Genomic DNA, 11,247 nt, shown 5'->3' with positions numbered 1-11,247 from the left:
GACAGGAGGCCGGGGGCTCTGGAGAGCCCCCGGCCCCGGGGATTAGCGGATCCTGTTGCGTGAAGGGTCTGGGAAGGAATGGTAGCGAACCGTACCGCCGTTCAGCCAGTGCGTCAGCGGCTCTAGCCAGGGGCGCCAGCGAATGTACTGCCCGACCTCGCTGGTCGGTACCCACTTCACCCCGGAGATCTCGCCGGGGGCGGGCGTGATGGAGCCACCGAGCAACGTCGCCCCGAAGAAGAACTGGACCAGATGCTCCCTGGCCTCATAGTTGCGGAACTCGGTGATGAAGGCGAGGTCGCCGATGGCCACCTCGAGTCCCGTCTCCTCGAGCACCTCGCGCGCCGCGGTCTCCTCCAGGAGTTCCCCGGGCTCCCAGTGGCCCTTGGGTAGGCCCCAGTGACCGCGCCGGTTCCGGACCAGGAGGATCGCGCCCTTGTTCAAGACGAGGCCGCCGGCGGAGAGGTGTCGTCGCAGGTGTTGCATGGCACACACCCCTCCATCTCTGTCGGGCCCTGTTTCGACCATGATACTACCCTGCGCACGGCGGAGCAAGTCGAACTGTTTGCCGCCGCGCCTTCAGGCGCGCCAGGTTAATAGTAAAGTCCCTGCACTGTACGGTTGGCGAAAGGATTGCCGGGTTTCTGGGCGAATCTTGCAGAGACGGGTTGAGCAACCGATAACGCAAGGGAGTGGGTTCCGTACATGCAAGTGTTCATGCGCCTCAGGCGCTTCTACCTTCCGTACCTGGCGTGGGGGCTGGGTTCGGTGGTGGCCATGGCGGTGCTCACCGCCGTCGGGCTGGTGCGTCCGTGGCTGCTGGAGCAGCTGATCGACCGGGTGATCAAGGGGCGGCAGTTCGCCGAGCTGCCCTACTGGGCCGGCGCCGTGCTGGCGGTGGCTCTGGTGCGGGCCGTACTCAACTTCGGCCGCCAGTATCTGGGCCAGGTCTTCGGCCAGAACGCGACGATGGACCTGCGCAACGCCCTGTACGACAAGCTCCAGTACCTGCACTTCAAGTTCTACGACAACGCCCACACCGGAGACCTGATGTCGCGCGTGACCGCGGATGTCGAGGCCTTCCGCATGTTCCTCTCCTTCGGCTTCGTCCACCTGATGGACGTCTTCTTCATGACGATCTTCTCGCTGGTCGTCATGCTCTCCATGTCGGTGAAGCTCACGCTGGTCACCCTGCTGGCCATGCCCTTCCTGCTGGTGGTGGTGATGCGCTTCGAGCGGCAGGTGCACCCGGCCTTCACCCGGGTGCGGGAGGCGCTGGCCGGCCTCTCCACCGCCACCCAGGAGAACCTGAGCGGGATGCGCACCGTCAAGGCGTTCGCCCGGGAGCGGTACGAGGTGGAGAAGTTCGCCGCCCACAACGAGGAGTACCTGAGGGCGAACCTGAACACCTCGGGGCTCTGGGCCCGCTTCTTCCCCGTGATCGAACTGCTCTCCAACCTGGCCCTCACGCTGATGCTCTCCTACGGCGGCCTGCTGGTGATCCGGGGCGAGCTCTCGCTGGGCGAGCTGGTCGCCTTCAACAGCCTGATCTGGTACTGGATCTGGCCCATGCGGGAGATCGGCTACCGCATCAACGAGCTGACCCAGGCCGTGGCCTCGGGTGAGCGGCTGCTGGAGGTACTGGACCACCCCGTAGCCGTGCAGACGGCGCCCGATGCGGTGCGGCTGCCGCGGATGAAGGGCCACGTGCGCTTTGAGGGGGTCACCTTCCAGTACGATACGCCCCGGCCTGACACGAAGGAGATCACCGACCACCCGGCGCTCGTGGACATCGACCTGGACGCCCCGCCCGGAAGCGTGATCGGGCTGATCGGCGGCACCGGCTCCGGCAAGTCGACGCTGGTCTCCCTGATCCCCCGGTTCTACGACGTGACCCGGGGCCGGGTGACCGTGGACGGGGTGGACGTGCGCAAGCTGGACCTGGTCGACCTGCGCAGCCAGATCGGCATCGTGCTGCAGGAGACCTTCCTCTGGTCGGCGACCATCCGGGAGAACATCGCCTACGGCCGGCGGTCGGCCACGATGGAGGAGATCGTGGCGGCGGCCAAGCTGGCCCGGGCCCACGACTTCATCATGGAGCTGCCGCAGGGCTACGACACCATCGTCGGCGAGCGGGGCATGGGCCTATCGGGCGGGCAGAAGCAGCGCATCGCCATCGCCCGTGCGATCCTTAACAACCCGCGCATCCTCATCCTCGACGATGCCACGGCGTCGGTGGACATGGAGACCGAGCACGAGATCCAGGCGGCCCTGCGCAATGCGATGGCGGGGCGCACGACGTTCATCATCGCACACCGGCTCTCCTCGCTGAAGCACGCCGACGAGATCCTGGTGCTGGACGCGGGCCGGATCGTGGAGCGGGGCACCCACGAGCAGCTGCTGGACATGGGCGGCGTCTACCGCGCCATCTACGACATCCAGTTCCGCGACCACGAGGAGCAGCAGGCCCGGAAGGCTGCCGGGGACGGGGGGTGCCGCTGATGGGGATGGGTGAGTACCGCACCGCCCGCGAGCTGCACCACCGGGGGCGGCCCGAGCGGAGCGAGAACGCAGACCGGTTCTACTACAAGGAAGAGCAGATCTTCGAGAAGCCCTTCGACTGGAACCAGCTGAGGCGGCTGGGCGGCTACGTGCTGCCCTACACCCGGCAGGTGCTCCTGGCAGGCCTGGCGATGCTGGCGGCGACGGTCACCCGGCTGGCGGTGCCCTGGCTCATCGCTCAGACCATCGACGCGGCGCTGGAGGAGGAGGTCCGGTTCACCGTCTGGACCCGCTGGCTGGAGCCCTTCGGGCGCACCGAGCGGCTCGCGCTGCTGGTGGGCGCGATGGTGGCGGTCCACCTGGTCAACTGGCTGGCCAACTACGCCCGGATCCGGCTCACCAACTGGGTGGGCCAGCGGGCGCTGTACGACCTGCGCACGCGCATCTTCACCCACGTGCAGTCGCTCTCTCTGCGCTTCTTCGACACCCGGCCGGCCGGGTCGATCCTCGTCCGCATCACCAACGACGTCAACTCGCTGCAGGACCTGTTCACCAACGGCATCATCAGCGTGCTGCAGGACCTGCTCACGCTGGTGGGCATCATCGCGATCATGATGTCGATGCACCTGCAGCTCTCGCTGGTGGTCTTCCTCTTCCTGCCGCTGATGATCGTCGTGACCGGCCGCCTGCGCACCCAGGTGCGGCACGGTTGGCAGCTGGTGCGCATCAAGCGCTCCCGGCTCACCGCCCACCTGGCGGAGGCGATCCAGGGCGTGCGGGTCACGCAGACCTTCTGCCAGGAGGAGCCCAACAAGGACTTCTTCAGCGACATGAACGCCGACAACCGCTACACCTGGCTCGCCGTGCAGCGGCGGAACGCCTGGTTCAACCCCATCGTGGAGATCATGGCAGCGCTGGCCACCGCGGCGGTCTACTGGTACGGCACGCGGGTGCTGCAGAGCGGGGCCATCACCGTGGGCGTGCTGGTGGCCTTCGCCACCTACGTGGGCCAGTTCTGGGAGCCGATCAACCGGCTGACGCAGATGTACGGCAACATCCTGGTGGCCATGGCCTCCAGCGAGCGCATCTTCGAGTACCTGGACACGAAGCCGACGGTGCCGGAGAAGCCGGACGCCCGGCCCCTGCCGCCCATCCGGGGCGCGGTGGAGCTGGACAACGTGGTCTTCGCCTACGAGGAGGGGCGCACGGCGCTCAGCGGCGTGTCGCTCAAGGTGGAGCCGGGCGAGACCGTGGCGCTGGTCGGCCACACGGGCGCCGGCAAGACGTCGATCATCAACCTGCTCTCCCGCTTCTACGACGTGAACGAGGGCGCCGTGCGCATCGACGGCATCGACGTGCGGGACGTGACGCTGGAGTCCCTGCGGCGGCAGATCGGCATCGTGCTGCAGGAGACCTTCATCTTCAGCGGCACGATCATGGACAACATCCGCTTCGGCCGGCTGGACGCCACCGACGAGGAGGTCATCGCCGCCGCGAAGGCCGTGCGCGCCCACGACTTCATCATGCGGCTGCCCCAGGGGTACCAGACGGAGGTGCGGGAGCGGGGCTCCCGGCTCTCGATGGGCGAGCGTCAGCTGCTCTCCTTCGCCCGGGCGCTGCTGGCTGACCCGCGGATCCTGGTGCTGGACGAGGCCACGGCCTCCATCGACACGCAGACGGAGGTGCTGATCCAGGAGGCCCTGGCCCGGCTGCTGAAGGGCCGCACCTCCTTCGTGATCGCCCACCGGCTCTCGACGATCCGGAACGCGGACAAGATCGTGGTGCTGGATCACGGCAAGATCGTCGAGATGGGCACCCACGACTCGCTCATGGCCCGGCGCGGCGTCTACTACGGGCTGATCCAGGCGCAGTTCAAGTTCTTCGAGGCGGGGTAGGGGGAGTGGGAAGACGGCAGGCTGTCGGTGGCGGTAGTTGAGGATTGAACGGCAAGGATTTGAGCCACCCCACGTCTGGGCGGTGGCTCAAATCCTTACCATTGGGTGCTGGGACGGGGCCTCAAGGGTCCGTGAGGGGCCGGAAAGGTCATTGACACTCTCAGGGACCCGGGGTAGAGGGGCGATCAGCCGGCGCCGGCGAGGTCGTTGAAGATTGAACGGCAAGGATTTGAGCCACCCCACGTCTGGGCGGTAGCCCAAATCCTTACCATTGGGTGCTGGGACGGGCCTCAAGGGGTCGTGGGGGAGGCCGGAAAGGGCATTGACACTCTCAGGGACCCGGGGTAGAGGGGCGATCAGCCGGCGCCGGCGAGGTCGTTGAAGATTGAACGGCAAGGATTTGAGCCACCCCATGTCCGGGCGGTGGCTCAAATCCTTACCATTGGGTGCCGGCCGAGGGCTGGGACGGTGCCCGAAGGGCCGTGGGGGAGGCCGGAAAGGGCAGTGACACTGTCACGGACTCGGGGGGGAGGGTCGATCAGCCGGCGCCGGCGAGGTCGTTGAAGGTTGAACGGCAAGGTTTTGAGCCAGTACCCACACCCAGCGTGGCTCAAACCCTTGCCGTTTACGCTTGAACTCATGCACCCGTGTACGGAGGGCCCCTTCAGCCCCCATCCTCGCCGGGCGGTAGGGAACGGTATGCGCCAGCGCTCGCCGATCGGGACCCGGTCGCTCTCGTACGTGTGGATGCGGCCCCCGAAGGGTGCCAGGACCCGGTCGGCGATCCGCACGGCGACAGCGGGGTTGGACGTCCGGTAGAACTCGGCGGCCATGTCGGCAAGCTCGGGGTCCAGTTGCCGGATGCGTGCCAGCAGCCGCTTGGGCTTGTCGGCCCAGGCACGGTTGAGGGCGCAGAACGCCTCCAGCACCTGGGGTACGAGGAGACCGGCGAGCAGATGCGCCTCCGGCGAGCCGGGGGGCACGTCCTCGATGTCCTGGGCCAGGTCGGTCAGCCGGTACCGCCAGGTGGCTGCCTGCCACGGCGTGAGGGGCTTGGGGCCCTCCTGCCAGAGCTGCCGGGCCCGTGCGGCCAGCGCCTTGCCCACCCCGGAGCGGTCCAGCAGCAACTGGCCGGTGGCGAAGGCGTGGATGGCGACGGCGTCACCTTCCTCCAGGCGCTCCCGCATCTTGGGCGCCGGGTTGAAGAACAGCTCCACCTGCACGCCGTCCACGACCCGGCCCGCCCTCCAGTACTCCCGGCCGGAGGTGACGACGTAGAAGTCCAGATCGGAGGTCGCCTGGCCCTCGCCCCGCTGCACGGAGCCGAAGAAGAGCACGGCATCGGTCCCGGGGAGGGCCTGAAGCTCTTCCAGGACCGTCGCCAGCGCCCTCTCATGCCTGTTCATCGCCACTCACCTTCCACTTCGGCTCCCTCACCCGGCGGCCACGCCGGACGGGTGCACGACCTTTCTGGCAATGACGGTCAAGGTCTGCCGGATGTTCCGGGGAAGGCGGCGGCCGTACACGGAGGCGGCTGCCGTAAGGTGAGGCGGCGGTTGAAAGGGGATGCGTCGGGCGTAAGGCGACGTGGCAGCTGTAAGGTGAGTCGGCGACCGTAAGGCAAGGCTAAGGTCGTTAAGCAAAGCGGCGGACGTCAAGCGAAGCGGCGGTTGAAAGGGGATGCGTCGGCCGTAAGGCGACGTTGCGGCTGAAAGGTGAGTCGGCGACCGTAAGGCGAGGCTACGGTCGTTAAGCAAAGGGGCGGACGTCAAGCAAAGCGGCGAACGTCAAGCGAAGCGGCGAACGTCAGGCGAAGCGGCGGGCATCAAGCGAGGTAGCGGTTGAAAGGGGATGCGTCGGCCGTAAGGCGACGCGGCGGCTGAAAGGTGAGTCGGCGACCGTAAGGCGAGGCTACGGTCGTTAAGCGAAGCGGCGGACGTCAAGCGAGGCGGCGGTCGTAGGGGGAGGTGGCGACCGTAAGGGGAGGCAAGCTGCCGAGTACCCTGGAGGGTGGTGATACGCCAACCGTTTGGCAGGCGGCCCGCGAACTACCGGGCACCCGGGCGTCATCTTCGTAACAGAGCGTGAAAGGAGCGATGCCAGGTGTACGAGTACAAGGTTCTCAAGCTGGCCACCGCCGAGGAACTCGAGGATACGCTGAATGCGTACGCCCGGGACGGCTGGCGCTGCAAGTTCCAGTATGTCGTTGAGGGGTTCGGTGGGTTCACGACGCTGGTGGTCACGCTCGAACGGAAGGTCGGCGCCGGTGAGGACTGCGAGTGACCACGGCGCTCTTCGGAGACATGAACGAGGGCGGCCCCGTCAGGTGTGGCGGGACCGCCCTCAATCCTTGCACGGCCTGTCAGCCTGTCCGGACCTGTCTCAGGGCACGGATGACCGATGGCTTCTCGCCTTGCGGCCCTACCCGCCGCGTTACCCCAGCATCATCCGGGCCATCAGCACTGCCCCGGAGGCGGGGCTGGCGGCGCTCGCCACGACCCGGGCGGCGGGCGCCAGTTCGGCCAGGCGGCGGATCAGGGCCTCCCGCACGGCTGCCACGCTCTCCAGCACGCCGCCGGTGGTGGCCACCACCGGCTCCGGCAGGGCCAGGCGGCGGAGGAGCGCCGCAGCCAGCTGCGCCAGGTCCCGCCCTGCCTGCGCCAGGATCTCGCGGGACACCGCGTCGCCCTCGCCGGCCGCCTGCACCACGACGGGTACCAGCGCGGCGATCTCCGTCCGGGCGGCGGCCGGGTCGGCGTAGACCCGGGGAACCGCCTGGGAGAGCTGCTGGAGGTTCCAGGCGGCGCAGATGCGGTCGCCCAGCACTGTCGCCGGGCCGGTGCCGTCCAGGGCGGCGAGGCCCGCCGCCAGTGCTTGGCGGCCGATGGTGAAGCCGCTGCCCTCGTCGCCGAGGATCCAACCCCAGCCGCCTGCCCGGTGCAGCCGGCCCCGGTCGTCCAGCCCGTAGGCGATGGAGCCGGTGCCTGCGATGAGGATCGCACCGGGCTTTCCCTGCAGCGCACCGGCCAGCGCGATGCGGGCGTCGGTTACCACCTGGATGCGCGCCGCTGCCGGCAGGGCCAGCGCTGCGGCGAGGGCCCCGGCCAGCGCTTCCTGCGTCTCGGGCTGGCCCGCACCTGCGAGCCCCGCGCAGACCGCTCCCACGTCGTCAGGGGTGCGGCCGGCGGCCTGCAGGGCGTGCCGGACGGCCTCGGCCACGCTGACCACCGCCCTCTCCTGGCCCACCACCAGGGCGTTGGCCGGTCCCCCGGCGCCCTCGCCCAGGATGTTGCCCGAGAGGTCGGCCGCAAGGCACCGGGTTCGGGTTCCCCCGCCGTCGATTCCGAGCACAACAAGGCGTTCTGCCATCGCGCAAGTCCTCCCATTCCGCGGGTGTCGCGCGCCGGCGCCGCCCGCCGGGCGCCACGTGCCGGCGCTGATCGTCCGTCACCGGGCGTCACGTACAAGGGTCCGTACCAGCCTCCGGGCGTCACGTACAAGGGTCCGTACCAGCCTCGGGCGTCATGTCCCAGGCAGTTCGACGACAGCCTGGAGTCCACGTGCAAGGGTGCTCGCCGCCCGCCGGGCATCACGTGCCGGCGCTGCTCGTCCGTCACCGGGCGTCACGTACAAGGGTCCGTACCAGCCTCGGGCGTCATGTCCCAGGCAGTTCGACGACAGCCTCGAGTCACCTGCAAGCGTGCTCAAGCGCCGCCGGGCGTCGCGATCCACGCTGCTCACGGGCGGCCGGGCCTCGTGTGTCGGGATGCACGCCCGCCACCGGTCGCCCCTTGCCGGGGCTGCCCGCCGGGCGAACGAGGCCGGGGGCTGCAGCGGCAGCCCCCGGCCCTGTGGAGCTGTGCGCCTACTTGACGAAGTAGAGTTCGCCGGCGCGCAGCTGCTTGGCGAGCATGGTGTTCAGGTTGCCGTACCAGAAGAAGCTGTTCTGCGGCACGCCGAGCTCGCCCTCGGCCAGGCTCAGCTTGGTGTCGTAGATGCGGAACGGGGCGGTCTTCTCAATGAGCCCCACGAACGGCACCAGGTCGCTGGTCAGGGTCATGAGCTCCTGGGTGAGCTGCTTGATCTCGGCCTCGTCGGTGGCCTCGTAGAGGTCGGCCAGGATCTTGGTGACGTTGTACTCCTTGCCGGTGCTCGGGGCGACCAGGATGCGGTCCTGACCGGGCTCGAGCTGCGGCATGTTCATGCGGGTGGCGTACGCACCCAGGTAGGCCGCGTTGTAGACCTCCCACGGGTGGGCGTAGGTCGACATGCTGGGCACGAAGTAGCAGGCGATCTGGTGCTGGGCCTTGTTCATGTAGTCCACCATCGCGGCGAACTCCATGGGCTTGAACTCGACCTCGAAGCCCTGCTCCTTCAGCATGGTGGCGTAGGCCTCAGACGGGTACATCAGCGAAGGCCAGGAGCCGATGGTCGAGATCTCGATCTTGACGACCTCGCCCTTCTCGTTGGCCCACTTGCCATTGACCTTCTTCCAGCCGATGGAGGTCAGCAGCTCCTCGGCCTTGGCCGGGTTGTAGGAGTAGTCGGGGAGCGTGTCCACGAACCCTGCGTTGGTGTAGGCCGGGATCAGCGAGGGCAGCATGCCGCTGGCGTGCGGGTCGCTGATGAAGCTGCCGGGCTCGGCCAGCGTGATCAGGGTCTCGCGGTCAAGCAGGTAGGCGAACGCCTTCCGCACGACGGGGTTGTCGAAGGGGTACATCTGGTAGTTGAACAGGTAGCCGATCTGCGAGAACTCGGGGACGTAGATGGTACGGAGCGTGTTCTTGAACTTCTGCTCGACCTGCTTGGTCATCTCGGGGCTCAGGCCGCCGTTCTCGACCGTGAAGGCCTCCTGCAGCACGGCGGTGGCAAAGGACTCGCCGCCGGCGGAGCGCAGCGCCCGGACCTTCGGGATCTGGACGTCCATGTAGTAGTGGGGATTGGCCTCGAAGACGGCCTCAGCGCTGGTGACGCCGGTAAGGATGTACGGGCCGGAGAACAGCACATCCTTCAGCGGGTCGGGCTTGTACTCGCTCAGGCGCTTGTTGATGTCGTCGATCATCGCCTGGCCGGCCGGGTCGAACTTGTAGCGGCCGGTGGCCTCGTCGAAGACCCGGTACTGTTCGATGTAGGTCTTCAGGTCGGCGGCCAGCTCGCCGTAGTGCTTCTGCGGCGTCATGATGAAGCTGGGCAGCACCAGGTTCAGGTTGAGCGGGCTCTCGTTGACGAACTTGACGACGATGGTGCTGTCGTCGACCTTCTCGATGGACTCGGCCACCTGCCAGATGGTGGTCTTGGCGGCGCCCAGGTAGAACATCGTCATCACGTCGTCGACGGTCAGCGGGCTGCCGTCGCTCCACTTCAGGTCGCTGCGGAGCTTCATGGTCAGGGTGTTGCCCTCGGCCTTGAAGCTCTCCAGGGCGGCCGGACGGAACTCGCGGTTGGGCAGCGGCGAGTAGTCGGCCAGCGGCACGAAGAGCAGCGGCTGCACCGACCAGTTCAGGCCGGCGACGTCATCGTACGGGTTGCCGTGGAACGCAGGGGGCGGCTCGATGTTGACGAACGTCGTCAGGGTCTTCGTCGTGTCAACGTCGCCGGTCAGCTTCAGGGTGTTGGGTTTCGTCGTACCGGGGGAGGGTTCCTGAGTCTGGTTCTGACCCGGGGTCTGCTGGGGCGGGGTCTGCTTCTGGCCGCTGCACGCAGTGACCAGGAGCATGCTGAGGATCAGTAACGCGGCTGCAATCCTCTTCACTTTTCTATCCTCCCAGTGCGCAGTGTTATAACGAGGTGCGGCTGGGGGCCGCCGCCTCATTAGCATGGACGCAGGTGCCGGGCATCATCACCCGGCCTCGGCCGGTCCTCGCGGCTAGTTCAGGTCCTTGCGCATGCAGGCCCACTCGTGGACGATCCGGAAGCCGGCCGATTCGTAGATGGTCCGGGCCACGTTGGTCTTCCCGGTGAAGAGCGACATGAAGGTCGCCCCGATGTCCCGCAGGCCCTGGCACAGGCTCGAGAAGAGCACGGAGCCGGCGCCGCCGCCGCGGAAGTCGGTGTGGATGCCGATGCCGGCGAAGTAGCCGCGGCCGCTCTCCTGCACGAACAGGGGCCCGGCGAAGCCGCCCACACGGCCTTCCCGCTGCACGATGAGCAGCGGATAGGGGTTGGGGCTGTGCACGTTGGACATGACCTTCTGCCGCCAGTCCTCGTTCTCGAGGTTGGTGAAGAGCTCGTCGAGCCCGTAGTGCTTGCGCGGGTCGTAGTAGGTGACCGTGATGCCTTTCTCCTCCAGCGCCCGCTTGCGCTCGGCGATCTTCGGCTCGAACTGGAAGCCCTCCAGCTCGCGGTAGTAGGAGTACACCCGGTACGTCTCCGTGTAGCCGTTCTTCAGGAAGAAGGGCAGGGCGGGCGACTCGGCGTCGACGCCGGGGGCGTTGGGGTGGTCGTGGCCCGGCGTGCCGGGGATGAACCACTCCAGGTTGATCGGGTTGAAGAAGTTGAGGATGATCCTGTTCACGCCGGGGTACTGCCGCAGCCTGGCCTCGAGCTCGGCGAGCATGCGGCTCCCCACGCCGCGGCGTCGGGAACCCGGCTCCACCAGGACGAACGTGACGTAGCCCATGTCGGCGCCCAGCTTGTGGTAGGCGTTGCCGAAGCCGACCACGCGGCCGTTCTCCTCGGCGACCAGGTTGCACTTGACCTCCCCTTCGTCCGCGGCGACGAACAGGGCCTCGAACCGCTCCGGGGTGAGCGGTTTGTGCAGGATGTCGCGGCTCTCCGCTGCCTGATTCCAGAGCGCGTGTGCCGCCTGCAGATCGGCGGCCGCCATGTCCCTGATCATGCTCATCTCTCG

8 protein-coding genes are annotated in these 11,247 nt (G+C 67.6%); 3 read left to right on the top strand and 5 right to left on the bottom strand.

Annotated features, from left to right (window positions below; genetic code table 11):
- Positions 1 to 42: 42 nt before the first annotated feature.
- Positions 43 to 486, bottom strand: a complete 444-nt coding sequence (locus J2Z79_RS04465; protein WP_209465664.1) for an NUDIX domain-containing protein — start codon at positions 484 to 486, stop codon at positions 43 to 45.
- Positions 487 to 705: 219 nt separating this feature from the next.
- Between J2Z79_RS04465 and J2Z79_RS04460 the strand changes: the two genes are divergently transcribed.
- Both J2Z79_RS04460 and J2Z79_RS04455 read left to right on the top strand, forming a co-directional pair.
- Positions 706 to 2,502 (top strand): ABC transporter ATP-binding protein, encoded by a 1,797-nt coding sequence (locus tag J2Z79_RS04460; protein ID WP_209465663.1) that lies wholly within the window; start codon positions 706 to 708, stop codon positions 2,500 to 2,502.
- The gene (locus tag J2Z79_RS04455) at positions 2,502 to 4,397 is read left to right on the top strand and encodes an ABC transporter ATP-binding protein (RefSeq protein WP_209465662.1); all 1,896 of its coding nucleotides are present in this window, start codon (positions 2,502 to 2,504) and stop codon (positions 4,395 to 4,397) included. Before J2Z79_RS04460 ends, J2Z79_RS04455 begins: the two co-directional genes overlap by 1 nt.
- Positions 4,398 to 4,825: 428 nt before the next feature.
- Here the strand turns inward: J2Z79_RS04455 and J2Z79_RS04450 are convergent, their stop codons facing one another.
- Complete coding sequence (locus J2Z79_RS04450; RefSeq protein ID WP_209465661.1) at positions 4,826 to 5,803, bottom strand: nucleotidyltransferase domain-containing protein; 978 nt, start codon at positions 5,801 to 5,803, stop codon at positions 4,826 to 4,828.
- A gap of 697 nt (positions 5,804 to 6,500) precedes the next feature.
- Here J2Z79_RS04450 and J2Z79_RS04445 point away from each other — a divergent pair.
- Positions 6,501 to 6,680 (top strand): DUF4177 domain-containing protein, encoded by a 180-nt coding sequence (locus J2Z79_RS04445; RefSeq protein WP_209465660.1) that lies wholly within the window; start codon positions 6,501 to 6,503, stop codon positions 6,678 to 6,680.
- Positions 6,681 to 6,830: 150 nt separating this feature from the next.
- Here J2Z79_RS04445 and J2Z79_RS04440 read toward each other — a convergent pair whose 3' ends face one another.
- From J2Z79_RS04440 to J2Z79_RS04430, 3 genes are all read right to left on the bottom strand, one after another.
- A complete protein-coding gene (locus J2Z79_RS04440; protein ID WP_209465659.1) occupies positions 6,831 to 7,766 on the bottom strand; it encodes an N-acetylglucosamine kinase in 936 nt (311 codons plus the stop codon).
- Positions 7,767 to 8,262: 496 nt separating this feature from the next.
- Positions 8,263 to 10,149: an ABC transporter substrate-binding protein gene (locus J2Z79_RS04435; protein ID WP_209465658.1), complete on the bottom strand. Its 1,887-nt coding sequence runs from the start codon at positions 10,147 to 10,149 to the stop codon at positions 8,263 to 8,265.
- A gap of 114 nt (positions 10,150 to 10,263) precedes the next feature.
- Complete coding sequence (locus tag J2Z79_RS04430) at positions 10,264 to 11,241, bottom strand: GNAT family N-acetyltransferase (RefSeq protein WP_209465657.1); 978 nt, start codon at positions 11,239 to 11,241, stop codon at positions 10,264 to 10,266.
- Positions 11,242 to 11,247: the final 6 nt, after the last annotated feature.

This window comes from Symbiobacterium terraclitae (assembly GCF_017874315.1).
Classification (GTDB): Bacteria; Bacillota; Sulfobacillia; order Symbiobacteriales; family Symbiobacteriaceae; genus Symbiobacterium; species Symbiobacterium terraclitae.
Note: the sequence above shows the minus strand (reverse complement) of the source record. Positions and strands in the feature narration are given on the sequence as shown.

Bases quoted from the DNA above. Each gene is read 5' to 3' on its own strand.
- J2Z79_RS04465 (WP_209465664.1), bottom strand. From the start codon at position 486: ATGCAACACCTGCGACGACACCTCTCCGCCGGCGGCCTCGTCTTGAAC.
- J2Z79_RS04460 (WP_209465663.1), top strand. From the start codon at position 706: ATGCAAGTGTTCATGCGCCTCAGGCGCTTCTACCTTCCGTACCTGGCG.
- J2Z79_RS04450 (WP_209465661.1), bottom strand. From the start codon at position 5,803: ATGAACAGGCATGAGAGGGCGCTGGCGACGGTCCTGGAAGAGCTTCAG.
- J2Z79_RS04430 (WP_209465657.1), bottom strand. From the start codon at position 11,241: ATGAGCATGATCAGGGACATGGCGGCCGCCGATCTGCAGGCGGCACAC.
- J2Z79_RS04440 (WP_209465659.1), bottom strand. From the start codon at position 7,766: ATGGCAGAACGCCTTGTTGTGCTCGGAATCGACGGCGGGGGAACCCGA.
- J2Z79_RS04455 (WP_209465662.1), top strand. From the start codon at position 2,502: ATGGGGATGGGTGAGTACCGCACCGCCCGCGAGCTGCACCACCGGGGG.